The organism is Xenorhabdus griffiniae (assembly GCF_037265215.1).
GTDB classification, from domain to species: domain Bacteria; phylum Pseudomonadota; class Gammaproteobacteria; order Enterobacterales; family Enterobacteriaceae; genus Xenorhabdus; species Xenorhabdus griffiniae.
This window is the reverse complement of record NZ_CP147737.1, coordinates 3543018-3568945: the sequence shown is the minus strand read 5'-3', so window position 1 is coordinate 3568945 and position 25928 is coordinate 3543018. Positions and strand designations below refer to the sequence as shown.

Below are 25928 nucleotides of genomic sequence, written 5' to 3'. Positions count from 1 at the left end.
TTATTCCCCGTTCATCCCAAATTTATCCCCGTGGCGCAACACCAGTTTGTTACCAGCCCGTACCGTTTTAGTATGCTCCTCCTGTTTGGTTATTACTTCCTGTCCCTGTTCTAACCGCGTTTTTCCTTCCTGCAATATGGTGAGGGATTTTTTCTCTTTTTCTGACACTGTCTGTCTCCTTGAAGTCAGGCCGATGGAATATAAAATGGCAATGGGCTTAACAGGGACATCGTCATATTCGGCAGGCAAGGTACGCTTATTCAGCGCACCTATTTTTCCCGTTTGACCATAAGCTGAAAATAGAGGGCTTCCTGTTTTGAATAAGGCAAAAATCATGTAGTGCTTTTTGCAGCAGCTCACGTGATTCAATATCCAGATGATTATCTGGTTCATCCAATAACAGCAGGGCAGGTGCATATGGCCCGCAAAACAGGCAAGCCAGCGCGACTTTAAGTTGTTCTCCTCCACTGAGATGACTGATAGGTTTCAAAGCCTCCTCACCGCGAATACGCAATTGTGCTAACCGAGTACGGTAACGATCTTCTGTCCAGCCTGGTGATTGTAATTGGAAGTTATGTAACGCGGATTGGTTTTTATACAGGAACGAAAAATGTTGATCCATCAGACTGTGTGAAAGAGTGATACGACAGATACCCTGTTTCGGCTCTAGTAAACCTGCCATTACCTTTAATAAGGTGGATTTTCCGCTGCCATTTTTACCTGTAATAGCGAGGCGATCACCATTATTAATGGTTAAACTGATGGGAGTGTCGGAGCCAAAGGGCAGAATGACATCCTGAAGGTAAAGTAACGGAGAAGTTGCTGCTTGTGGAGTTGCAACAGCGATTGACAGTGGATCGATAATTTCGAGTTTTGTTCTGGCTTCTGCGGCTAATGAAGAGCTGCGTTGTAATCGCTCTTCATTCTGTTTTGCTATCCGTGATAATGTTGCTTCTGAGCGTCCTAATGCGTGATCAAGAAGGATTTTAGCCTGATTGGCATTTTCCCGCCGTTGCTTACCTTGACTTTGCCTTTTGCTGGTTTTCTCACGATCTTTTTGCTTATCACGTAAGGCTTGTTTTAGGTTTTTTCTGGTTTGATCCACCTCACGTTGAATACCCAGCCGTAGTTGCTCTTTACTTTCCAGCCAGGTTTCCCATCCTCCGATACTGCGGGATAACCCTAATCCGCTGAGTTCGTAAACAACCGATACATGCTGTAATAGTTGGGTATCATGGGTAATCAACAGAACTCCGCCATCAAAAGCACTTAACCACTGAGCCAGCCAAAGGCGGCCTTGTCGGTCAAGGTGATTGCTTGGTTCATCCAGAATCATAAAACCTGCACCTTGACATTTCAGCGCCAGTAACTTGATCCGTGTTTGTTCTCCTCCGCTCAAGGAGCTAAAAGGTTGATTTAATACGCTTGGTTTGAGTTCACCTTCTGCCAATAAAGACTCAGTTTGAAATTGCCAGTCCCAGTTTCCTTCCATAACATCAAAATCTGTTTCATCACCAACTCCTGCCAGGACACGTTCATTGGCATTCATGATTTTGGTTAATCCCAGCAGATCTGCGGCATTACCGGAAAAAGGTGTTAAACCTTGTGATAAATAACCTACCTCACAAAAGTGTTTTACACTACCTTCTGTGGGAAGGATCTGCTGTGCCAGTATTGCTGCCAACCAGGATTTACCAATACCATTGCGCCCAACTAATGCATGTTGTCCTGCGTTTAAAAATATGTCGATACCAGAAAATAGGGGGCTTGTTTCACCAGAAAATTGATAGGCGATTTGCCGTGCTTCAATCAATGATTGAACATCATTTAGCATAAACCGTGCTTCCTTAATGTTTAAAATAGTCATTTCAAGCTATTTGTAGGTTAATTTCAGACACTGTTTACAGCTTGTTTTCACATGATTTGTTTTTTCCAGAGAGGTAATTGGTAATAAAAAGCGATATCACTTTGCATGAAATACAAATTTGCGGCTTAAACTCATTCTAATGTAACCTGCAATGGAGAGTTACTTAAGTTGAAGAATAGACGGTAAGAAAAGCGATTATGGAAAAAAAACATCTGCATATTGCAGCAGGTATTATTAAAAATAGCAATGATGAAATTTTTATCACTCAGCGTAGGGCTGATTCACATATGGGCGGTTTTTGGGAGTTTCCCGGAGGAAAACTTGAACAGGGGGAAACATCTGAACAAGCATTGGTTAGAGAATTAAAGGAAGAAGTTGGGATCACAGTAACGCATTGTGAATTAATTGACACCATCAAACACGAGTTTCCTGATAGAAGTATCACCCTTGATTTTTTCCTGGTTGATGAATGGGAAGATGAGCCGTTTGGTAAAGAAGGGCAACCTTCCCGTTGGGTTTTACAATCAGAATTAATTGCTGATGAATTTCCTCCAGCAAACCGCAGTATTGTTGGTTTTTTAACCGGAAATGGCTCATGCTAAAGGATTTTTAATTAATTAGGGTAAGTTAAATCATTCAATATAAGCGGCGCTAAATAAAACGGGCACCGCGATAACGTAACGTTACGTGGTATTACTTATATACCAACCTAATATACCAACCTAACTTCAAGATGCGTGTGATTTCTCCCCGCGAAGCGGGGGAGAAATCAGGTTTCATAGCGTGTTGTAAATTACAACTTGAAGTTTAATGCGTATATTGTTCAGGCTGTTCGCTCCAGCTATCATTTTCTGCACTGTCACTTTGGCTTGCTATTCGTTTTTCTTCACTGGCCCATTCACCCAAGTCGATTAATTGGCAACGTTTACTGCAAAATGGGCGATATGGGCTAATTTCGCCCCATACTACCGTGTTGCCACACGTTGGGCATTCGACAGTCAATACTTCAGACATAATACTTTCTCCCGCTTAATTTGAAGGTCATACCTTCCATTTTCACATTGCAGCTTTTTTTCTTAACTCACATTGTTTCAGTTACGTACTTATAAATGCAAAGTGATATAAATACAGAATGAGTCATGCTATTGGGAATTTATCCCCTTAATGTCGTGCTGCAACTCGAAATTTATTGGGCCCATGTTAACAGCAGGCCAATTCAAATGACAAATGGGCAGGTACAACACCATGCTCACTATCCATTGGTAAAAAACGGATGGCGAAACGTGTCTTGTAGCCGGAGACTTGTGGGTAAACCAATGTATCTGGCACCACATCCAATTTTAATCTCAATAAATCGGCTTCATCGGCATTCCCCTGATAAAATCCGTTATGGCTGATTTTGGGGGTGAAAGCGGCGGAGTGGCGTATGAGTTCCAGAATGCTTTCCAGGGCTTGCTGTAACGGACGAAGGCTGTCCAACCAGGCTGTGACGGATTTATCCCTGACAGATTGTGGTAAATGCAGCCACAGGTGCAATGTTGGCAAGTCAAAACTACAACATCCTCCAGGGATGTTGAGACGTTGACGTACCATGCTGATAATACGATCTTCTTTGATAAATTGATTAAGCCGTGGCGCTTGGCTCAAGGCAATACTGCGTTCTTTAAGTTGCTCTGTCAAACTATGGATCATAGCCGTATCGGCATTCGGGGCGCCGAGCCATTGTTTTAATTTCGCCTGTTGGCGATCCAACTCTTTCAATAACTCAGAGCGGACTTCACCGCGTTCCATGATCTCAATTAATTCAGCAATTGTACGGAAAAACGAAAGGCTACTCGCCTGAGAATTCAGATGACGTTGTTTTTCCAACTGTTGCAGTGAAGACTCAATCCTCAACCATGAACGCATTTTTTCATTGAGTGGATGTTCAAAAATAATAGTGGATGGTGCATCACTCATTACGGTTTTCCTGTCTGACTGATTTTGCTTGTTTTAAATACTGTTGATGTAGTTCGGCCACACGAGAGGTAATATCCTGTTCACTGTTGTGGTTAACGATGACATCATCTGCTTTTTCCAGTCTGTCCTGACGGCTGGCTTGTGCAGCCAGAATATTTTCTACTTGCTCACGGTTTATTCCATCACGAGCCATGGTTCGGGTAATCTGTACTTCAACTGGGATATCAACAACTAAAACACGATCTGCCAAATGCATTAAATTGTTTTCAATGAGCAAAGGAACGACCCAGATGACATACGGGGCTGTCACTTGGTTTAATTGCCGCTGTGTTTCTGTTTGGATTAGTGGATGTAAAAGTGCATTGAGCCACAGTTTCTCTTCTGGGGCAGCAAAAATTTTTTGGCGCAACATTGCGCGATTAAGGCTGCCATTGGGCAATAATATATCGACCCCAAAGTGCGCTATAATGGCTTGTAGTGCGGGAGTGCCAGGAGCGACAACTTCTCTGGCGATAATATCTGCATCAACAAGCGGGACACCAAGGGATGAAAATACATTAGAGATAGTCGTTTTACCGCTACCAATTCCACCCGTAAGTGCAACAATATAAGTCATTCTATCCCTTTAAATATCTCTGATAGCATAATCAAATTGTAACTCAAGGGAAGCTAATGGGCTATAAACAAACGCGTACAACTCCTGCTTTTGCAGCTTTGGAAAAAGATAACGAAACATGTAAAAACCTTGTTAAGTTAATATTGCACCTAATTGAAAAATAGGCAGATACATAGCCAGTAATAATAAACCGACAATTAAGGCCATTATTAACATTAACAAAGGTTCTAATGATTGAACCAAACTATCAGCAAGGTTGATTGATTTTTCTTGATACCACTCTGCGAGATTGAATAGAAATAATTCTAATTCTCCAGATTCTTCGCCTATCATGACAAATTGTTGGCATAACGCAGGGAAATAGGCTGTTTGCTTTAATGCGTTACTCATGGGAGTGCCTTGTTGAATTTGTCTGTGCAAGTTTTTCACACCAGCGATAAAAACAGGATGCTGGGTTGCACTGAGAGCACATTCAAGCCCTGTCATTAGAGTTAACCCTGCTTTCTGTGTCATAAACAGAATATGAAATATTTGATTAGTCTGTTGATAAATTATGAGTTGTCTGAAAATAGGGAGCCTCAGAAAGAGCATTTTTTCTTTTGCTTTAAAAATGGGAAAACGGTGACGTAGCCATAGATAACTGGTTAATAATATAAATATTACTAATAGTATTGGTACGCCATGGTGGATCAATAAATCAGAACCGGATAGAACCCATTGGGTTAACAAGGGTAGGGTAGCATTTAGCGAAGAATAGACTTGCCGAAATTCTGGCAGAACAAAAATCAACATCAGAATAATAACCAAAAAGCTCACAAAAGCGACTATCAAGGGATAGTGATAAGCTTTTTGAATTTTCTTCCTTAACCTATTCTGTTGTTCCAATCGATCAATGATTAATTGGCAGCAGTTTTCAAGCTGGCCGGTTTGTTCTCCGACTGCGATAAGTTGGCAAAACAAGGGAGAAAATAACTTCGGATAGTGTTTAAGTGTTGTGGAGAATGCCTCTCCTTGACGAATTTTCTGAATTATATCTGCCAATACGCATCGCCAGAGAGCATATTTGCACTCTTGACGTAAAATAGTCAGTCCCTTGAGTAAAGGGATGCCCGAAGTCAGTAATGTGCTTAGCTGGTGAATAAAATGCAGGCGATAGGCAATTTCTTTTTTGCTGTAATAAATAATTTTTTTACACTCAATGGAATAGGGTTGAAGATCAAGATGGCTTAGGTATTGAAATACACTTTTTTTACTGTGCCCAATACTCTCCCCTGTCATGGCTTTTCCGTGCTTGTTAATTGCCTGCCATTGGTAAATATATTCTATTTTCATACTGTCTCATGGCCTGTAATCTGATAAATTTCTTCAAGCGTGGTTATTCCTGTTTCTGCTAATGCCAGTCCTGCTGAAAAAAGTGTTACATTTTGTTGTGAGGCAAGTAAATGTGAGAGGCTGGCATTAGAACACTCAGACAAGGCTTGCTGGAGTTCAGGTTTGATTTCGAGAAATTCATATATGGCTGTTCTGCCGTAATAGCCAGAAAAACAGTGATCACAACCGACCGCATTCCATTTTTTTATAGATGTTGAACCAGTAATATTAGGGATCACTGTAGGTATACTGTCTTGTTGTCGGCAATGGGGACAAAGCTTACGAACCAGTCGCTGTGCAATAATCAATTTCACACATGAGGCGGTGGTATAGCCAGAAATTCCCAAATTATGCAGGCGAGATAACGTATCAATAGTGGAATTGGTATGCAGAGTTGATAAAACCAAGTGGCCTGTTTGAGCTGCTTTCATTGATATTTCAGCGGTTTCATTGTCACGGATCTCACCAACCATAATGATATCGGGATCTTGTCGTAATAATGCTCTGAGGACTTTGGCAAAATCGAGACCAATCTTGTTATTAACAGGCGTTTGGTTGATGCCATTTAAAGGAATTTCGACAGGATCTTCAACACTACAGATATTCTTTTGAGCCTGGTTTAAATATTGCAGGCAGCTATACAGTGTGACAGTCTTCCCGCTGCCGGTCGGTCCAGTGACTAAAATCATCCCTTGTGGTAAATGGAGTTTCTGTTTTAAAAGTTGTAATTGTGGTTCAGGCAATCCCAATTGTTCCAGAGATAGCTGATGGATGGTATTTAAAATACGCAGGACTATTTTTTCCCCATATAATGTGGGTAGTGTTGATATACGAATTGCATAACTGTTTTTGTTGTCACTCCAGTCAAATTGCCCATCTTGTGGCTGGCGTTTTTCAGCGATATTGAGTTTTGCCATGATTTTTAAACGAGCAGGAATACTCGCATTCATTTGAGAGGGTGGCGCTTGCATGGTATGCAATGTACCATCAACTCGAATACGTATTTGATAGCCACGCTGAGATGGCTCAAAGTGAATATCTGAAGCTCTTTTTTGTATTGAAGTTAATATCGTCTGGTTAATTAATTGGATAACTGGTGTGCCTATTTCATCATCATGGAAATTATTGGTTTGTCTTGCATCATGATAATGAACATAACTGCTATCAAGGCGATCTATACGGTATGGTTCCTCTTCATCATTTTCTGAGCAGTAATTTTTTGCTGATATTAATGAATTTTCTTCTGTCAACATCGATTCTATTTTTGCTTGTGGCCAAATATCGACATTAACGATTAAGCCTGAAATAAATCTTAGTGCGGCAGTGAAATCCTCATTAGGTGATTTACTACAGGCAATTGTGATTGTATGGATATCTTTTTTTATGATAATGGCCTGATATCGTTGACACAGTTCTTTTATTTCTTTTTCCATTAAGCAGTAATCCTTATTTGTCATTATCTTTATTCCTTTAATAAATAGCGTTTCAAAATGATAGGAGTATTCCTTACCCCGCGCTCCGCGCGGGGTAAGGAACTCCAACATCTGATACTCTCAGTATTATGAAAACCTATTTATTGGCGTGACTTAATTGTTTTCTCTTCAATTTAAATCTTGTCAGGAATGAAAGTGGGAAGTTAAAATTTCAAGGTTTCCTGGCATTTTAGTTTTAACGATTCATTTTCAGATTCACAAATCGCTTTCCATTGAACGAAACCAGTCTTTGTATCTTGAATAGGTTTTAATGTGGCATGGAGTCCATTCAGGTTTTGCTGGCCCACTATTGTTATCTCTCCCTCTTTTACTGATATGGTGCTGATATAGCGGCTATTGTGGCCTGATGGAATGGAGGGATGACCAGAGTGGCAATCTTTGTAATTTTCAGCTTCGAAGCGACACAGTTCCACACCAGATTTATAAGGCACAATAGCTTGTAGCATATCGGTTAATGCGGCTTTTTGGATATATCCCTGATAGCTGGGAATGGCAATTGCGCCAAGAATAGACACGATAGCCATAACAACCATCACTTCAATTAATGTAAATCCTTGTTGTTTCATTTTTTCTCCTTATATACGCATTAAACTTTAAGTTGCAATCTGTTGGGTATCGGCGCCAATAATCATGGAGAAAAAAGAGAAAAATAAAATATGGTTAATAAAAATCATGAAGCTGGCTCGAAAAAATAATTTTATGTTACATTTTTTTGCACAAATTTTTCGAGTCTGTCCGTAAAGTAAGAAATCACCTGATATATTGGCCGATTAAAGGTGCTAACATGCTAACTGGTTACACTTTAAGCCAGAGTATTACGTTTAATGAAGCTGATTGATATTGGCCAGATTGGAATGGTGATTTTGGCAAAGTGATATTAAATATTAAGGGGGAGGTAAAAGAATGAAGCTGCATGAAGGGTGGATTGATGGTGCGAGAAAGGTTGTTTCCCCGCACTGTGATCTGCGCCCAGAAGGAGAAACACCAGCATTATTGGTTATTCATAACATCAGTTTACCTCCTGGCAAGTTTGGTGGCCCTTATATTGATCAATTATTTATGGGAACTTTAGATCCTAAAGCTGATCCTTTTTTTGATGAAATTAAGCATTTACGTGTTTCTGCCCACTGCTTAATCCGGCGTGATGGTGAGATTGTACAATATGTTCCTTTCAATAAAAGAGCTTGGCATGCTGGCGTTTCCTGCTACTGTGACCGTGAGAAATGTAATGATTTTTCGATAGGCATTGAACTGGAAGGCACAGATTATGAGGAGTTTACTGAAATTCAGTACACTCAATTAGTGGAAGTTACTGAGCTGCTTATTAGCCAATATCCTGATATTCGTGACAATATTACAGGACACAGCGATATCGCGCCGGGAAGGAAAACTGATCCTGGGCCTTATTTTTATTGGGAACATTACCGTCAATTATTGAAGGAGCGAGTTGGATGACTCTCTTTATTCTATTGTTAATACTGGCATGGGAACGTGTTTTTAAGATGAGGGATCACTGGCAACTGGAACGCTATTTAGCCCCAGCTTTTGCCAGACTCAAGTCACATTCACTATGGGGTAGCTTGGGAATGACCTTTCTGGTCGCTTTATTGACATGGAAGTTGATTGATATTTCTAGCTCTGTTGTTTTTGGTATTCTCGCGATTGTGCTGGGTATCATAATTAGTCTGTTATGTATTGGTGCAGGCAGATTGCGGCATGATTACCGTGGATATCTCCAGGCAGTGCGTCAGGATGATGTTGGACAGCAGAAAAAGTATCTTGCTCGTCTGACGATGATTCAGGGCACATTACCTGACACCACAAAAGAAGAGCGATTACGTGAGATACAAAATTCATTGATTTGGATAAATTTCCGTTATTATCTTGCCCCTATTTTTTGGCTGGCTGTATTGGGTAAATTTGGTCCGGCGGTTTTGATGGGATATGGTTGCCTCAGAGCTTATCAACGTTGGTTGGCCCAGCACGCGACGGCGGTGCAGAGAGCACAATCTGGTGTTGACGGCATACTGCATTGGCTGGATTGGCTTCCTGCACGTTTGGCTGGTATTGCCTATGCTTTGTTAGGACATGGAGAGAAAGCTTTGCCAGCCTGGATTGCATCACTCACTGATTTTCGCTCATCACAATACAAGGTCGTTAGTCAATTAGCGCAATTCGCATTAAGTAAAGAACCCCATCTTGACCCGATAGAAACGCCTGTCGCTGCTGTAACGTTAGCGAAAAAAGCGACCTTTACTATCGTAATTATTGTCGCACTATTGACGATTTATGGAGCCTTAGTTTGATAAACAAGAAAGATAGAGGGCTGTTTGAGTAACTGTATGCCCTTTATCTTTTTGGTATATACGTTTAAAAAACGTTAAATCTCCCTAATAATTCTCATCTCACAATCCTCTTTGGTTATAATTTTCTAATAAGATTTAAAATCTTTTGTTAAAATTTGCAGATTTTTATGATTTAGCCCAAGGTCTTTATAGACAGCTAGTGAATACTTTGTTACTTTAAGACCCTGTATTCTAAATTGGTATTACCAATTGACTTTGACCTGCTAACTAGGGTTTAATGGCTAAGATTTAGTCAGTAAGGCTTAGTTGAATAAGGCATAGTCCAAAGCAACATTTACTTATTGAATGGCTTACCGCAGATATGGCCTATAGCAAGATTCGCCAACCAAAGTTATCAGATGTGATTGAGCAACGTCTTGAACAGCTCATTCTCGAAGGCTCGCTACGCCCGGGAGAAAAACTGCTGCCTGAGCGTGAGCTGGCAAAGCAGTTTGAAGTATCACGTCCTTCATTGCGCGAAGCCATTCAAAAATTGGAAGCCAAAGGCTTTCTTTTCCGTCGTCAAGGGGGCGGAACTTTCGTACAGAACAATCTGTGGCAAAGTTTCAGCGACCCACTTGCCCAACTTATTGCAGAGAATCAAGAATCCCAGTTCGATCTCCTTGAAGCACGCCATGCGTTAGAGGGGATTGCTGCTTATTATGCAGCGCTTAGAGGAACTGATGAGGATTTCCAACGCATTGAGCAAAGCCATCTTGCCATTCAAGAAGCGCAACAAAGTGGTGATGTGAATGCGGAATCTGATGCTGTCTTGCAATACCAACTTGTTGTCACGGAAGCTGCCCATAATGTGGTATTGCTGCATTTATTGCGCTGTATGATCCCAATGTTAGAACAAAATATCAGGCGCAATTTTGAAGTCATTTATACCCGTAAAGAGATGTTGGCAGCGGTTAGTGACCATAGAGCTGAAATTTTTCGTTCTATCATGGCGAGAGAACCGGAAAAAGCCCGTGAGGCTTCTCATCGCCATTTGGCTTTTATTGAAGAAGTTTTATTGGATCTGACTCGTGAGCGTACTCGTCGTGAGCGTTCATTGAGGCGGCTCCAACAACATCAGGAATAAGAGCCTGTCCCTTAGGGCGTCGTAGACAAATCACATTCCCGAATGGGGTAGGTTCTAACTTAACTGTACAGATCTTGACTGCTGCGTTTGTACAGTTGTCAACTCTTTATCAAGAGTTTTAGCGGCAATATATAGCAGGGCCTATCTTCCGGTCATAACAGGCAGTTTCGTCAAAAGGTATGACCAGAAGATAGGCTCCAATAACCATTAGAAATAGATAACAGATAAGGAATACACCATGTCAGATATTTTGAAAAATGACGTGGATCCGATCGAAACTCGCGATTGGTTACAGGCGATCGAATCGGTCATCCGTGAAGAAGGTGTTGAGCGCGCTCAGTTCCTGATTGATCAGGTTTTGAGTGAAGCTCGTAAAGGTGGCGTTAACGTTGCTGCAGGTACTGCAAGCCGTGATTACATCAACACTATTCCTGTTGAGGATGAGCCTGCTTACCCTGGCAACCTGGATTTAGAGCGCCGAATCCGCTCTGCTATTCGCTGGAATGCGGTGATGACTGTTCTGCGTGCATCTAAAAAAGATCTGGAATTGGGTGGTCACATGGCTTCATTCCAGTCTTCCGCAACTGTTTATGAAGTTTGTTTTAACCACTTCTTCCGTGCTCGTAACGAAAACGATGGTGGTGACTTGGTATACTTCCAGGGCCACATTTCTCCAGGCGTTTACGCCCGTGCCTTCCTTGAAGGCCGTCTGACTGAAGAGCAGATGAACAATTTCCGTCAAGAAATCGGCGGTAATGGCTTGTCTTCTTACCCACATCCAAAATTGATGCCTGACTTCTGGCAGTTCCCAACTGTTTCAATGGGTCTGGGGCCAATTTCCGCTATTTATCAGGCTAAGTTCCTTAAATATCTGGAAAATCGTGGTCTGAAAGATACCTCTAAACAAACCGTTTACGCTTTCCTGGGCGACGGTGAAATGGATGAGCCAGAATCTAAAGGTGCGATCACTATCGCAACTCGTGAAAAACTGGATAACCTGGTATTTATCATCAACTGTAACTTGCAGCGTCTGGATGGCCCAGTAACCGGTAACGGCAAAATTGTTAACGAACTGGAAGGTATCTTCGACGGCGCTGGCTGGCAGGTACTGAAAGTCCTGTGGGGTGAGCGTTGGGACGAACTGCTGCGTAAAGATACCAGCGGTAAACTGGTTCAACTGATGAACGAAACGTTGGACGGTGACTATCAGACATTTAAGTCTAAAGATGGCGCTTATGTTCGTGAACACTTCTTCGGTCGTTACCCAGAAACTGCTGCATTAGTCAAAGATATGACTGATGACGAAATTTGGGCTTTGAACCGTGGTGGTCACGATCCGAAGAAAGTTTACGCTGCACTGAAAAAAGCACAGGATACCACTGGCAAACCAACTGTAATCTTGGCTCAGACCATTAAAGGTTACGGTATGGGTGATACCGCTGAAGGTAAGAACATTGCTCACCAGGTTAAGAAAATGAACATGGAAGGCGTTCGTCAGTTCCGTGATCGTTTCAATGTGCCTGTCGCTGATGAGCAGATCGAAAACTTGCCATACGTCACTTTCGACAAAGATTCTGAAGAATCTAAATATCTGCATGAGCGTCGTAACGCACTGGGTGGTTATGTACCAAGCCGTCGCGTTAACTTTGACGAGAAATTGGAAATCCCAGCACTGGAAGAATTCAGCTCGCTGCTGGAAGAACAATCCAAAGAAATTTCTACCACTATCGCTTTCGTTCGTGCACTGAACGTCATGCTGAAGAACAAGTCAATCAAAGATCGTCTGGTTCCAATTATTGCTGACGAAGCACGTACTTTCGGTATGGAAGGTCTGTTCCGTCAAATCGGTATCTACAGCCCTAATGGTCAGCAGTATACTCCGCAAGACCGTGAGCAAGTTGCATACTATAAAGAAGACGCAAAAGGTCAGATCCTGCAAGAAGGTATCAACGAACTGGGTGCTGCTTCATCTTGGCTGGCTGCTGCAACTTCTTACAGCACCAACAACCTGCCAATGATCCCATTCTACATCTACTATTCCATGTTCGGATTCCAGCGTATCGGTGATCTGTGCTGGGCGGCAGGTGACCAGCAAGCTCGTGGCTTCCTGGTTGGTGGTACTTCTGGCCGTACAACGCTGAACGGGGAAGGTTTGCAGCATGAAGATGGTCACAGCCATATTCAGTCCCTGACTATTCCTAACTGTATCTCTTACGATCCAGCATTCGCTTTTGAAGTTGCTGTTATCATGCAAGATGGTTTGGAGCGTATGTATGGTGAGAAACAAGAGAACATCTACTACTACATCACCACTCTGAACGAAAACTATCACATGCCAGCCATGCCGGAAGGTGCTGAAGAAGGCATCCGTAAAGGTATCTACAAGCTGGAAAGCCTGGACGGTGCGAAAGGTAAAGTTCAGTTGCTGGGCTCTGGTTCTATCCTGCGTCACGTTCGTGAAGCAGCGAAGATCCTGTCTGCTGAATACGGCATCGGTTCCGATGTATACAGCGTAACCTCCTTCACTGAACTGGCTCGTGATGGTCAGGATTGTGAGCGTTGGAACATGCTGCACCCATCAGAAGAACCTCGTGTTCCTTATATTGCTCAGATCATGAACGATGCTCCGGCTGTTGCTTCTACTGACTATATGAAACTGTTTGCAGAGCAAGTACGTAACTTCGTTCCTGCAAGCGACTATCGTGTATTGGGTACTGACGGTTTTGGTCGTTCTGACAGCCGTGAAAACCTGCGTCATCACTTTGAAGTTGATGCTTCTTATGTGGTTGTTGCAGCTCTGGGTGAACTGGCTAAACGTGGCGAAGTTGATGTGAAAGTTGTTGAAGAAGCTATCAAGAAATACAACATCAACCCAGAAAAAGTTAACCCACGTCTGGCATAAGAGGTAAAGATTAATGTCTATCGAAATTAACGTACCTGATATTGGTGCAGATGAAGTTGAAGTTACCGAGATTCTGGTGAAAGTTGGTGACACAGTAGAAGCAGAACAGTCACTGATCACGGTTGAAGGTGACAAAGCGTCTATGGAAGTCCCTTCTCCACAGGCGGGTGTAGTTAAAGAAATCAAAGTTGCGGTTGGCGATAAAGTTGAAACTGGCAAACTGATTATGGTTTTTGAATCCGCAAATGGTGCAGCAGAAGCTGCACCTGCACAGCCAGTCGCGGCCGCACCAGCAGCAGTAGAAAGTAAAGAAGTGAATGTGCCAGATATCGGTGGTGACGAAGTTGAAGTGACCGAAATCATGGTAAAAGTAGGTGATACGGTTACTGAAGAGCAATCACTGATCACGGTTGAAGGTGACAAGGCGTCAATGGAAGTTCCTGCACCATTCGCAGGTACGGTGAAAGAGATCAAAATCGCTACTGGCGATAAAGTTAAAACCGGTTCTCTGATCATGGTATTTGAAGTGGCAGGTTCTGGCGCAGCGCCCGCACCGGTAGCGGCTCCAGCAGCAGCGCCTGTGGCTTCTGCAGCAAAAGAAGTGAACGTACCTGATATCGGTGGTGACGAAGTTGAAGTAACCGAAATCATGGTAAAAGTGGGCGATACCATTGCTGAAGAGCAGTCACTGATCACAGTTGAAGGTGACAAGGCGTCAATGGAAGTTCCTGCACCATTCGCGGGTACAGTGAAAGAGATCAAAATCGCTACTGGCGATAAAGTTAAAACCGGTTCTCTGATCATGGTATTTGAAGTTGCGGGTGCAGCCCCTGCGCCAGTAGCGGCTCCGGCTCCTGCGGCTGAACCTGCGAAAGCAGCACCAGCGCCAGCAGCAAGCAAACCAGCAGAAAGCAAAAATGAGTTTGCCGAAAATGACGCTTACGTTCACGCGACTCCAGTGATTCGTCGTCTGGCTCGTGAATTTGGCGTAAATCTGGCTAAAGTAAAAGGAACTGGCCGTAAGGGTCGCATCCTGCGCGAAGACGTTCAGGCTTATGTGAAAGAGGCGATTAAACGTGCAGAAGCAGCGCCAGCTGCTGCGGGTGGCGGTCTGCCAGGTATGTTGCCTTGGCCAAAAGTTGATTTCAGCAAATTCGGTGAAATCGAAGAAGTTGAAATGAGCCGCATCCAGAAAATTTCTGGTGCTAACCTCAGCCGTAACTGGGTTATGATCCCTCACGTTAACCTGTTCGATGAAGCGGATATCACTGAAGTTGAAGAGTTCCGTAAGCAACAGAACAAAGAAGCTGAGAAGAAACAGCTGGGCGTGAAAATCACTCCGCTGGTGTTCGTCATGAAAGCTGCTGCGAAGGCGCTGGAAGCAATGCCTCGCTTTAACAGCTCCATTTCTGAAGATGGCCAGAAGCTGATCCTGAAAAAATATGTCAACATCGGTATCGCGGTTGACACACCTAACGGCCTGGTTGTTCCTGTATTCAAGGACGTCAACAAGAAAGGCATCATGGAACTGTCCAGAGAACTGGCTGAAGTTTCCAAGAAAGCACGTGCTGGTAAACTGACCGCTTCCGACATGCAGGGTGGTTGCTTCACCATTTCCAGCTTGGGTGGTATCGGTACTACCGGTTTTGCACCAATTGTGAATGCGCCAGAAGTGGCAATCATGGGGCTGTCTCGTTCTTCCATGAAACCAGTCTGGAATGGTAAAGAATTCGTTCCGCGCCTGATTCTGCCTATGTCTCTGTCTTTCGACCACCGTGTGATCGACGGGGCAGATGGTGCACGTTTCATCACTTATATTAATCAATTGATGAGCGACATCCGCCGTTTGGTGATGTAATGCAAAGGCCAGTAAATATACTGGCCTGATGATTACTACCGTGACAGAGTTTTTCGTCTTGCATCTGGCAGGTTGGGATTTCTGTCACGTTAACGCGCTTTTCAGGTTATTTACAATTCTGTAAACTGCTCGCGGTGTGTACGTCCCGGTGGAATATGGTTTTTTTTCGTCTGACCCGCCGGACAAACAATTAAGAGGTCATGATGAGTACTGAAATTAAAGCCCAGGTAGTGGTGCTTGGAGCAGGCCCAGCAGGGTATTCTGCTGCTTTCCGTTGTGCGGACTTAGGATTGGATACTGTTCTGGTTGAACGTTACTCTACTTTGGGTGGTGTTTGCCTGAATGTTGGTTGTATCCCATCCAAAGCTCTGCTGCATGTTGCCAAAGTGATTGAAGAAGCAAAAGCACTGGCACAGCATGGTATCGTGTTTGGTGAACCGCAAACTGATATCGATAAGATCCGTCTCTGGAAAGAAAAAGTTATTTCTCAGTTGACAGGTGGTCTGGGCGGCATGGCTAAGGGCCGTAAAGTTAACGTTGTTAACGGTGTTGGTAAATTCACCGGCGCTAACACTCTGGTGGTAGAAGGCGAAAACGGCGCAACAACAATTAATTTTGAGAATGCCATTATCGCAGCGGGTTCACGCCCAATTCAGCTACCATTCATTCCACATGATGATCCTCGTGTATGGGATTCTACCGATGCACTGGAACTGAAAACCGTTCCAGGACGCCTGTTAGTGATGGGCGGTGGTATTATCGGTCTGGAAATGGGTACTGTTTACCACGCGCTGGGTTCTCAGATCGATGTGGTAGAAATGTTCGACCAGGTGATCCCTGCGGCGGATAAAGACGTTGTTAAAGTGTTCACTAAACGCATCAGCAAGAAGTTCAACTTGATGCTGGAAACGAAAGTGACCGCAGTAGAAGCGAAAGAAGATGGCATCTACGTAACAATGGAAGGTAAGAAAGCACCGGCAGAGCCACAGCGTTATGATGCGGTTCTGGTTGCCATCGGCCGTGTACCAAACGGTAAATTGATCGATGCTGGCAAAGCGGGCGTTGAAGTTGATGATCGTGGCTTTATCCGTGTGGATAAACAAATGCGTACTAACGTGCCTCATATCTTTGCTATCGGTGATATCGTTGGTCAGCCAATGCTGGCGCACAAAGGTGTCCACGAAGGCCACGTTGCTGCTGAAGTTATTTCTGGTAAGAAACATTACTTCGATCCAAAAGTTATTCCATCCATTGCTTACACTGAGCCAGAAGTGGCATGGGTTGGCCTGACAGAGAAAGAAGCAAAAGAAAAAGGCATCAGCTACGAAACCGCGACTTTCCCATGGGCAGCATCTGGTCGTGCAATTGCATCTGACTGTTCAGATGGTATGACCAAGCTGATTTTCGATAAAGAAACTAACCGCATTATCGGTGGTGCTATTGTTGGTACTAACGGCGGTGAACTGCTGGGTGAAATCGGTTTGGCTATCGAAATGGGTTGTGATGCAGAAGATATCGCGCTGACTATCCACGCTCACCCAACGCTGTACGAATCAATTGGTATGGCTGCGGAAATTTACGAAGGCAGCATCACTGACTTGCCAAACCCTAAAGCAAAGAAAAAGAAATAATTCTTTAAACTTTGTAGTGGGTTAAATAGAAATTTTAAACGGCTTTCCTAATATGAAAGCCGTTTTTATTTGTAATGGATCTGGCATATTAAAGGTATTTCCTCAGACGATAATGGTTTCCTACGACTTATTTTCTAATAACCGAAAGATGATAAATTGAATCTACAGTAAATGGCATTGCCAATTTGTACTATGTGGACGAGGAGTTCTTTTGATTTGATATTTTCCATTAATTTTACGCCACTTATCACTAGCATCAGGATTTAACTTCATCTGTTTTAAACCTAAAAAGTTACTGTTATTCATATATTCAAAACCTAATTTTTGGTAAAAAATTTCGGCATCAGGCTCTGCTCTAACTTCTAATATACCTTTATGGCCTAATCCGAGAGATATATTGACTACATGCTGAATCAGCAGGCCACCATAGCCATAACCGTTAGGATAGGTGACTATAAATGCGATTTGGTCAACTTCATTATCAGATACATTAGGTCTGGCGGGATTAAGTATGATGATCCCAACGACCTTACCTGTAACTGAACATGAACAGATAAAATGACGATAGCCGTGTATACCACCGGTAACATATCTAGAATCAAAAGTGTTTCTTATGGAATTACATGTACTAATGAATGTAATATGTCTATTGTTAAACACTCCCATTATAGGTCTATAAAACCATCTGGATTCATTCTCCTGGAGTGCGTCAAGTTCAGATAGCATATCATGTTTATTGACCTCCTTAATTTTAGCTTGATATTCAGGGTAGAATTTTTCCGCTATAAGGCTTGTAGGATAATGACTTGCTGCTGATATCGCGTTATGTTCTTCGCTATTGGGCATGATGATATCCTTTTTAGTGATATTGAAAGATTTTTGTACCACGTTCCATTGAATACACCCTCCAGACTCATTTATCCAGAATTTTGTTATTGGTTCAATGTTGATTTTATGTGAATGAATTAACATGCTATTCAAACTTTGGTATGCTAAACACCCGAAGCTGAGCATAATTCTGATGTTATGCGAGCAAAATCCTCTGACCTTGCACCCTTAGTAATTGTTTTTAGATGATCATTTTCAATGATCGTTAGCGGGTGCTGACAGCCGGGTATATAAAATGACAATGAGAGCGAGGAGAAAGTCGTGCTAGAAGAATACCGCAAGCACGTAGCCGAGCGTGCAGCTCAAGGCATCGTCCCTAAGCCGTTAGACGCAGCTCAAGCAGCAGCGCTGGTTGAATTACTGAAGAATCCACCTAAAGGTGAAGAAGATTTCCTACTAGATCTACTGACCAATCGTGTCCCCCCTGGTGTAGATGAAGCTGCTTATGTTAAAGCCGGTTTCCTTGCTGCCGTAGCTAAGGGAGAAACGACTTCTCCTTTGGTGACACAGGAAAAAGCCATTGAATTATTGGGAACCATGCAGGGTGGGTATAATATCCACGCTTTAATTGATGCCCTGGATGATGAAAAGCTGGCTCCAATTGCGGCGAAAGCACTTTCTCATACTTTGCTGATGTTCGACAGTTTTTATGATGTGGAAGACAAAGCCAAAGCAGGTAATGTCCATGCCAAACAAATCATGCAGTCGTGGGCTGATGCAGAATGGTTCCTTGGGCGTCCTGAATTAGCAGAAAAAATCACTGTTACCGTCTTTAAGGTTACCGGTGAAACCAACACCGATGATCTTTCTCCTGCCCCAGATGCGTGGTCACGTCCTGATATCCCTCTACATGCATTGGCAATGCTCAAAAATGCCCGTGAAGGTATTGAGCCTGATCAAGCTGGTGTTGTAGGCCCGATTAAGCAAATCGAAGCCCTGAGCAAGAAAGGTTATCCATTGGCCTACGTTGGCGATGTTGTTGGTACGGGATCTTCCCGTAAATCGGCAACGAACTCCGTATTGTGGTTTATGGGAGAGGATATTCCGTTTGTCCCTAATAAACGTGGTGCAGGTGTGGTCTTGGGTGGAAAAATTGCCCCCATTTTCTTTAACACCATGGAAGATGCGGGGGCGTTGCCCATTGAAGTGGATGTTGCCAAGCTAAATATGGGAGATGTGATTGATATCTATCCCTATAAAGGTGAAATCCGCCATCACGAAACCAATGAGTTATTGGCTACTTTTACCCTGAAAACCGATGTATTGATTGATGAAGTACGTGCCGGTGGCCGTATTCCATTGATTATCGGTCGTGGTTTGACTGGCAAGGCGCGTGAATCATTGGGTTTACCACACAGTGACGTATTCCGTCAGGCAAAAGCGGTTGCGAAAAGTGATCGAGGCTTCTCATTGGCACAGAAAATGGTAGGCCGTGCCTGCGGTAAAAGTGGCATTCGCCCAGGAGAATATTGTGAACCTAAGATGACTTCTGTCGGTTCCCAGGATACGACAGGGCCAATGACGCGGGATGAATTGAAAGATTTGGCCTGCCTGGGTTTCTCTGCGGATCTGGTCATGCAATCATTCTGTCATACTGCCGCCTATCCAAAACCGGTTGATGTGACGACGCACCATACTTTGCCTGATTTCATTATGAACCGTGGTGGCGTATCGTTGCGTCCGGGAGATGGCATTATTCACTCATGGTTGAACCGTATGTTATTGCCAGATACGGTAGGTACAGGCGGAGATTCCCATACCCGTTTCCCCATTGGCATTTCTTTCCCGGCTGGTTCAGGTCTGGTGGCATTTGCTGCGGCTACGGGTGTCATGCCGTTGGATATGCCAGAATCCGTACTGGTTCGTTTTAAAGGGAAAATGCAACCAGGAATAACCTTGCGTGATCTGGTTCATGCCATTCCTTATTATGCAATTCAACAAGGTTTGCTGACTGTTGAGAAGAAAGGCAAGAAAAACATCTTCTCTGGCCGTATTCTTGAAATTGAAGGTTTGCCTGAGCTCAAAGTCGAGCAGGCATTTGAGTTGGCTGATGCCTCTGCGGAACGTTCTGCGGCAGGATGTACCATCAAGCTGGATAAGGCGCCAATCATTGAATACTTGCAGTCTAACGTCGTCTTGCTGAAATGGATGATTGCGGAAGGTTATGGTGATCGCCGGACATTGGAACGCCGTATTATTGGCATGGAAAACTGGCTGAAAGATCCGCAATTGTTGGCAGCGGACGCAGATGCTGAATATGCAGCCGTGATTGAGATCGATCTGGCAGACATTAAAGAGCCTATTTTATGCGCACCTAATGATCCTGATGATGCACGTCTGTTATCTGAAGTGGCTAACAGCAAAATTGACGAAGTTTTCATTGGTTCTTGCATGACTAATATTGGTCATTTCCGTGCGGCGGGTAAATTGCTGGATCAGCATAAAGGTCAGTTACCGACTCGCTTATGGGTTGCTCCTCCGACTAAGATGGACGCCGCCCAATTGACGGAAGAAGGTTATTACAGCATTTTCGGCAAGAGCGGGGCGCGTATTGAGATCCCGGGTTGTTCATTGTGCATGGGGAATCAGGCGCGGGTGGCGGATGGGGCAACAGTGGTATCCACTTCTACCCGTAACTTCCCTAACCGCCTGGGTTCCGGTGCAAATGTTTACCTTGCTTCAGCGGAGTTGGCGGCTGTAGCTTCACTGTTGGGGCGTTTGCCAACGCCAGAAGAGTATTTGCAGTTCATAGATAAAGTCGATGAAACCGCAGCCGATACTTATCGCTACCTCAATTTTGATCAATTGAATCAATACACAGAAAAAGCGGAAGATGTGATCTTCCAAACCGCAGTATAAAAACGTATATTGCAATGCATGGGGAGGCAAATGCTTCCCCTTTTTTTGTTTTTCTGCCTACCGTTTTATAACAATTTCGTAGTAGTTTTTATTTCAGTTTGTGGACTGCTTCAGAGGTGGAGGCCGCAGAACTGCTTATACACATTAAGCTTCAAGTTGCAATTTACAACACGATATGAAACCTGATTTTTCCCAGCTTCGCGGGGAGAGAAATCACACACATCTTGAAGTTAGATTGGTATAAAATCCCAATGAAATTATTTGGCATCTGTAAAAATAGTAGGTGAGGGGGTATATGATGGAATATGAATTTATGCAGGATATTACCGGCCAGGTAACAACATCTTTTTCAATGGATCATGAAGTCATCGGTCATTGGTTGAATGAAGAAGTGAAAGGCGATTTGCGGGTATTGGATAAAATCATTGTGGCTTTGCAAGAGATTAAAGGGAGTGAACGCCAGTGGCAGTTGGCTGGTCATGAATATACGCTATTGATGAGTGAAGATGAGATCATGATCAGGGCTAATCAACTTCAATTTGATACAGAGGTTATAGAAGAAGGAATGAGTTACTACGATGACGAGAGTCTGGCTTTTTGTGGGACAGACGATTTTATCGGTATGCTAGCTGATTACAGAGAATTCATTTTGCAAAAAAATAAAATGTAAGTATTCGTGTTCAAGCAATAAAGGCTTTCTGCCATAATCTATATTCCATTACATTCTTGTGTTGTGATAGTAGCTTTTTTTGAACAGGAGCCTACACCTGCTAGTGGCGTTCGTTGTGCATAACGGCACTGAATGGCGATAGGTTCCAACAATAACGGTGGGCTTTGTATGGAAAAGATCAATCTGTCACATGAGATTGATAAAGCGGCAAACTGGTTTACCAACAATCAGGATCTACTGATCCAGTATGCGGTAAACATTGTATCTGCCATTTTGATTCTTATCGTTGGTTTATTTGTTGCCAAGTTGGTTAATAAAGCAGTTAAGCGTGTTATGTCACTGCGTGGCATTGATACCACCATTTCTGATTTCCTCTCCGCGATTATTCGTTACGCCATCATAGCATTTACGATTATTGCTGTTCTTGGGAAATTAGGTATTCAGACTGCATCCGTGATTGCAGTTATCGGTGCCGCAGGTTTGGCGGTAGGTCTGGCCTTACAAGGTTCACTGTCTAATTTTGCTGCCGGTGTTTTGTTGGTAGTTTTTCGCCCGCTTCGTACTGGCGAATATGTTAGCATTGGTGCGGTGGAGGGAACTGTCATGCAAGTACAGATTTTCTCGACAACACTGCGCACGGCAGATGGCCGTATCGTTGTGATCCCCAACGGTAAAATTATTGCAGACAATATTATTAATACCACCCGTGAACCTGACCGTCGTACCCAGATTATGGTGGGGGTTGCATATGATGCAGATATTGATGAAGTCAAAAGAGTATTGGGTGATGTGATTCAAGAAGATAAACGCATCCAACATGAAAAAGGTGTCACCATCCGCCTGCATGAAATGGCGCCTTCGTCATTGAACTTTGTTGTACGTGTGTGGACCACCAATGGTGATGCCTGGAATGTCTATTGGGATTTGATGGAAAACTTTAAGCGTGCCTTAGATAAACACAATATCGGCATTCCTTTCCCGCAAATGGATGTTTATCTGCATCAGCAAAATAGTGCCTTACAGAAGAAGGTAGACGAATAATCAAGATATCGTGATGTGGGCATTTCCCACATCACTTTTCCTAATGATGTATTAGAATCATTCATTTTTACTAATGCATTATCTTGTTTAATATGCATTGATATCGCAACTAATTGAATAATTATTAGGAATCTTTGCATGTTCTCAACATTTATTCAGGGGTTTTTTCTTAGTGCTGCAATGATCCTTCCACTTGGGCCACAAAATGTATTTGTTATGCAGCAAGGGAGCAGGAAGCAGTTCCATTTAATGAGCGCAACATTATGCTCCACCAGTGATTCTTTGCTCATCATCGCGGGGATATTTGGTGGCAGTGCTTTGCTGGGACAATTGTCAGCCGAGCTTCGGCCGTGGTTTACCACCGGAGCGGTAATGGCTTCGATCAGCTGGTTTTTTGCCTTGTCATTCTTGTCTGCGTGGTTTGCACCTGTGCTTAATCGGCCCAGAGCACAACGGATCATCAATATCTTCGTTGGCTGTGTGATGTGGTATATCGCCTGGAACTTAATTCAGCAAGGATATAGATTTTTTATTAATTATAATATTTCTCCATAGATTACTTCTCTATAGATAGTGTGCTAATGTTTCTGAAAGCACCTTACTCATGTAACTTTAGGAGGCCTTGTGAAACGTAAATCACTGGTATTGGCTGCAATGATGGCTTTAGGAAGCCTGTCTTTCATGGCAGCTTCTGCCGCTGACTCACTCTCTATTCCACATATTTCCACCTCTGGTAACGCGATAGTTAAAGCGACGCCAGATATGGCTACTTTGGTAATCCATGTGAGTGAAACGCAAAAAAGTGCAGCAGAAGCAAAGAAAAAAGTCGATGAACGTGTTGCGAAATATTTTGATTTTCTGAAAAACAGTGGCATCGAAAAGAAAGACATTGATGCGGCTAACTTGCGTACCCAACCAGAATATCAATATGATCAAAAGAGTGGAAAATCGAGTATTACAGGTTATCGGGCGTCGCGTTCAGTTGAAGTGAAAGTTCACAAGCTGGAGCAACTGAATGTCTTATTGGATGGTGCCCTGAAAGCAGGATTGAATGAAATTAACTCGGTTCAGTTTGGTGTCAGCAATCCGCAACGTTATCGTGATGAAGCCAGACAAAAAGCCATCGAGAATGCTATTCAACAGGCAACTACATTGGCAAAAGGGTTCAACAGTAAGTTAGGCCCTGTATATAGCATTAGTTACCGTGCGCCTGAAGCAGTGCCTATCCCAATGAACCGTCTGAAATATCAGACAGATCTGTTGGCAGCACCCGCTTCTGGCTCTGCCAGTGAAACTTACGAACCACAGAGTATTGAGTTTTTAGATCACGTCGATGCTGTTTTTGAATTACAGCGTTAATGAATTTCATCTTCCTGACGTAACATCTGGCGTCCTCGTTTTAGCAGGGCGTCAGTAACTTTTCTCATCGTTCCACTTTCAGGCGCAAAACGATGCCAATAAAGCATACGGCGTTGGCATAGACCTGGTGTTAGATCGATTAATTCACCAGCTTTTAGTTCCTTGTTGATTTGCAAATGTGGGATCATGCAACAAGTCGAACCTTGTTTTGCCAGTTGAACAAATGCTTCGGAAGAATTCACGATATGACAGGGCACACTTCCCGGTGATAAATCGAAGTTCTGTTGTAAAAATGCTTGATGCATATCATCTAAATGGTCGAATGCAACCGCAGGGGCTTTCAGTAATGCCGAACGCGTGACGCCATTCGGGAAAAAACGGTTTGCAAACTCTGGAGAGGCGACAAACAGGTAATCCAAGGCACCTAATTTATCAACTAAACAACTTGGCAGAGGTTGGGATTGAATACTAATCGCCCCGACAACTTCACCACGCCGCAATCGCTCTTGAGTTCGGGTTTCATCTTCCACCTGAATATTTAGCCGAATGGGTAAATCGGATAAAACAGGATGGAGAGCCGGTAAAAGCCACGTCGCCAGGCTGTCCGCATTAACAGCAAGGGAAAGCAGTAACGGGATCTCATTGCTATTTTCATCACCAAGCCATTGTGCTTCCAGCAGTTCCACCTGATGTAATAGCGCAAGCAGCTTTTGCCCTTGCTCTGTAGGGTGGGGAGGAACAGTGCGTACCAATAGTGGCTGACCAAACATATTTTCTAATTGCTTGATTCTCTGAGATACCGCTGATTGAGTAATACAAAGTTTTTGCGCTGCCCGCTCGAAACCACGCTCTTTGATCACTGCATCTAATGCTTGCAATGACCGGTAATCAGGACGTTTCATTGAAAATAAGATTCTCCGTGTTTGCACTTTTTGTGTTACAGCTCAATAAAAACCATTATGTGGCCTAACCAGCACTATGCCATATTTTTTCATGAGGTGAGCCAATATTGTTTATACTAGCCGTCAGATTTTTCCTTGTAACTGATTATAGGCTGTGATCAATATGACTCAGGACGAACTGAAAAAAGCAGTAGGTTGGGCAGCATTGGAATATGTTAAACCAGGCACAATTGTTGGTGTTGGTACAGGTTCTACCGCAGCGCATTTTATTGATGCGTTAGGCACCATCAAAGATAAAATTGAAGGTGCCGTATCGAGTTCAGACGCATCGACTGAGAGACTAAAAGCTCTCGGTATCCCTGTGTTTGACTGCAATGACGTCGACACGTTGGATATTTATGTTGATGGTGCTGATGAAATTAATGGTCAAATGCAGATGATCAAAGGTGGCGGCGCAGCGTTAACCAGGGAAAAAATCATCGCGGCGGTTGCGAAGAAATTTATCTGTATTATTGATTCGTCTAAGCAAGTCGATGTATTAGGCAAGTTTCCTCTGCCAGTTGAAGTCATCCCAATGGCACGGGCTTATGTGGCTCGTGAGCTGGTGAAATTGGGCGGAACACCGGTTTATCGTGAAAACGTTGTGACAGACAATGGTAACCATATTCTGGATGTTCACAATCTTTCGATTGTCGATCCCACTGCGTTAGAAGATAAAATCAATGGGATAGCAGGCGTGGTAACGGTGGGGCTTTTTGCTAATCGAGGCGCTAATGTGGTACTGGTAGGTACTGCGGATGGCGTTAAGACGCTCACTGAATAATCATTTATTGAGGGCAGAATAACCTGCCCTAAAAATATTTTTATATTTATTCAAAATAGAAAATTTAGTGAGATATATCACTTTTTCGTCTAAAAAAACCTCAAAATGCTGATCATTCCCCGTAACGAATTATTTTACTTTGCATAACAACTTATTTACTGTTGCTTATTCTGTAATATAAGCAATCGATTGTATTGCCGTTACCGTTTTTTTTGTTATTTTGGTGGCGTCGATATGCATTATGAAAGTAAGTACAA

The 25928-nt window shown here is 43.2% G+C and carries 23 protein-coding genes; 13 read left to right on the top strand and 10 right to left on the bottom strand.

Annotated features, from left to right (window positions below):
* A complete protein-coding gene (locus WDV75_RS15970; RefSeq protein WP_338860121.1) occupies nt 1–168 on the bottom strand; it encodes a hypothetical protein in 168 nt (55 codons plus the stop codon).
* 88 nt (nt 169–256) lie between these two features.
* Complete coding sequence (locus WDV75_RS15965; RefSeq protein ID WP_273570805.1) at nt 257–1834, bottom strand: ATP-binding cassette domain-containing protein; 1578 nt, start codon at nt 1832–1834, stop codon at nt 257–259.
* Between the two features lie 230 nt (nt 1835–2064).
* On the opposite strand from WDV75_RS15965, the gene mutT reads away from it, so the two are divergent.
* A complete protein-coding gene (mutT, locus tag WDV75_RS15960; protein ID WP_273570807.1) occupies nt 2065–2469 on the top strand; it encodes an 8-oxo-dGTP diphosphatase MutT in 405 nt (134 codons plus the stop codon).
* A 205-nt stretch (nt 2470–2674) separates the two neighbouring features.
* On the opposite strand, the gene yacG is transcribed toward mutT, so the two are convergent.
* From yacG to ppdD, 6 genes are all read right to left on the bottom strand, one after another.
* Complete coding sequence (yacG, locus tag WDV75_RS15955) at nt 2675–2881, bottom strand: DNA gyrase inhibitor YacG (protein ID WP_189760658.1); 207 nt, start codon at nt 2879–2881, stop codon at nt 2675–2677.
* Nucleotides 2882–3067: 186 nt separating this feature from the next.
* The gene (gene zapD, locus WDV75_RS15950) at nt 3068–3826 is read right to left on the bottom strand and encodes a cell division protein ZapD (RefSeq protein ID WP_273570810.1); all 759 of its coding nucleotides are present in this window, start codon (nt 3824–3826) and stop codon (nt 3068–3070) included.
* Nucleotides 3819–4442 (bottom strand): dephospho-CoA kinase, encoded by a 624-nt coding sequence (gene coaE, locus WDV75_RS15945; protein WP_273570812.1) that lies wholly within the window; start codon nt 4440–4442, stop codon nt 3819–3821. The genes zapD and coaE overlap by 8 nt, the downstream gene beginning before the upstream one ends.
* A 132-nt stretch (nt 4443–4574) precedes the next feature.
* Nucleotides 4575–5720 (bottom strand): protein transport protein HofC, encoded by a 1146-nt coding sequence (hofC, locus tag WDV75_RS15940; protein ID WP_338861208.1) that lies wholly within the window; start codon nt 5718–5720, stop codon nt 4575–4577.
* Nucleotides 5721–5770: 50 nt separating this feature from the next.
* On the bottom strand, nt 5771–7270 hold the full coding sequence (gene gspE, locus WDV75_RS15935; protein WP_273570816.1) for a type II secretion system protein GspE: 1500 nt from the start codon (nt 7268–7270) through the stop codon (nt 5771–5773).
* A 179-nt stretch (nt 7271–7449) separates the two neighbouring features.
* Nucleotides 7450–7872 (bottom strand): prepilin peptidase-dependent pilin, encoded by a 423-nt coding sequence (gene ppdD, locus WDV75_RS15930; RefSeq protein WP_273570817.1) that lies wholly within the window; start codon nt 7870–7872, stop codon nt 7450–7452.
* Between the two features lie 337 nt (nt 7873–8209).
* Between ppdD and ampD the strand changes: the two genes are divergently transcribed.
* The 6 genes from ampD (at nt 8210) to lpdA (ending at nt 17129) form a co-directional block, all read left to right on the top strand.
* Entirely contained in the window at nt 8210–8761 is a 552-nt protein-coding gene (gene ampD, locus WDV75_RS15925) for a 1,6-anhydro-N-acetylmuramyl-L-alanine amidase AmpD (RefSeq protein ID WP_273570819.1), read from the top strand.
* Complete coding sequence (ampE, locus tag WDV75_RS15920) at nt 8758–9612, top strand: beta-lactamase regulator AmpE (protein ID WP_273570821.1); 855 nt, start codon at nt 8758–8760, stop codon at nt 9610–9612. The genes ampD and ampE overlap by 4 nt, the downstream gene beginning before the upstream one ends.
* Before the next feature lie 361 nt (nt 9613–9973).
* A complete protein-coding gene (gene pdhR / locus WDV75_RS15915; protein ID WP_099131626.1) occupies nt 9974–10738 on the top strand; it encodes a pyruvate dehydrogenase complex transcriptional repressor PdhR in 765 nt (254 codons plus the stop codon).
* A 238-nt stretch (nt 10739–10976) separates the two neighbouring features.
* Nucleotides 10977–13640 (top strand): pyruvate dehydrogenase (acetyl-transferring), homodimeric type, encoded by a 2664-nt coding sequence (gene aceE, locus WDV75_RS15910; RefSeq protein ID WP_273570825.1) that lies wholly within the window; start codon nt 10977–10979, stop codon nt 13638–13640.
* Nucleotides 13641–13653: 13 nt separating this feature from the next.
* Nucleotides 13654–15498 carry a pyruvate dehydrogenase complex dihydrolipoyllysine-residue acetyltransferase gene (gene aceF, locus WDV75_RS15905; protein ID WP_273570827.1) on the top strand — a complete coding sequence of 615 codons (1845 nt, stop codon included), beginning with the start codon at nt 13654–13656 and terminating at the stop codon, nt 15496–15498.
* A gap of 203 nt (nt 15499–15701) precedes the next feature.
* On the top strand, nt 15702–17129 hold the full coding sequence (gene lpdA, locus WDV75_RS15900; protein WP_189761024.1) for a dihydrolipoyl dehydrogenase: 1428 nt from the start codon (nt 15702–15704) through the stop codon (nt 17127–17129).
* Nucleotides 17130–17291: 162 nt separating this feature from the next.
* On the opposite strand, the gene WDV75_RS15895 is transcribed toward lpdA, so the two are convergent.
* Nucleotides 17292–17975, bottom strand: a complete 684-nt coding sequence (locus WDV75_RS15895; RefSeq protein ID WP_273570830.1) for a GNAT family N-acetyltransferase — start codon at nt 17973–17975, stop codon at nt 17292–17294.
* Between the two features lie 303 nt (nt 17976–18278).
* On the opposite strand from WDV75_RS15895, the gene acnB reads away from it, so the two are divergent.
* The 5 genes from acnB to WDV75_RS15870 all read left to right on the top strand — a co-directional run bounded on the left by acnB (nt 18279) and on the right by WDV75_RS15870 (nt 23946).
* Nucleotides 18279–20876: a bifunctional aconitate hydratase 2/2-methylisocitrate dehydratase gene (acnB, locus tag WDV75_RS15890; protein WP_273570831.1), complete on the top strand. Its 2598-nt coding sequence runs from the start codon at nt 18279–18281 to the stop codon at nt 20874–20876.
* Between the two features lie 298 nt (nt 20877–21174).
* The gene (locus WDV75_RS15885) at nt 21175–21546 is read left to right on the top strand and encodes a YacL family protein (RefSeq protein ID WP_189761029.1); all 372 of its coding nucleotides are present in this window, start codon (nt 21175–21177) and stop codon (nt 21544–21546) included.
* 168 nt (nt 21547–21714) lie between these two features.
* Nucleotides 21715–22587, top strand: a complete 873-nt coding sequence (gene mscS / locus WDV75_RS15880; RefSeq protein ID WP_273570832.1) for a small-conductance mechanosensitive channel MscS — start codon at nt 21715–21717, stop codon at nt 22585–22587.
* A gap of 138 nt (nt 22588–22725) precedes the next feature.
* Complete coding sequence (locus WDV75_RS15875; RefSeq protein WP_273570833.1) at nt 22726–23142, top strand: LysE family transporter; 417 nt, start codon at nt 22726–22728, stop codon at nt 23140–23142.
* Between the two features lie 69 nt (nt 23143–23211).
* A complete protein-coding gene (locus tag WDV75_RS15870; protein ID WP_273570835.1) occupies nt 23212–23946 on the top strand; it encodes an oxidative stress defense protein in 735 nt (244 codons plus the stop codon).
* Here WDV75_RS15870 and WDV75_RS15865 read toward each other — a convergent pair.
* The gene (locus WDV75_RS15865; protein WP_273570837.1) at nt 23943–24848 is read right to left on the bottom strand and encodes a LysR family transcriptional regulator ArgP; all 906 of its coding nucleotides are present in this window, start codon (nt 24846–24848) and stop codon (nt 23943–23945) included. The genes WDV75_RS15870 and WDV75_RS15865 overlap by 4 nt on opposite strands.
* A gap of 163 nt (nt 24849–25011) precedes the next feature.
* Here WDV75_RS15865 and rpiA point away from each other — a divergent pair, with 163 nt between their 5' ends.
* Nucleotides 25012–25671 carry a ribose-5-phosphate isomerase RpiA gene (gene rpiA, locus WDV75_RS15860; RefSeq protein ID WP_273570838.1) on the top strand — a complete coding sequence of 220 codons (660 nt, stop codon included), beginning with the start codon at nt 25012–25014 and terminating at the stop codon, nt 25669–25671.
* Nucleotides 25672–25928: the final 257 nt, after the last annotated feature.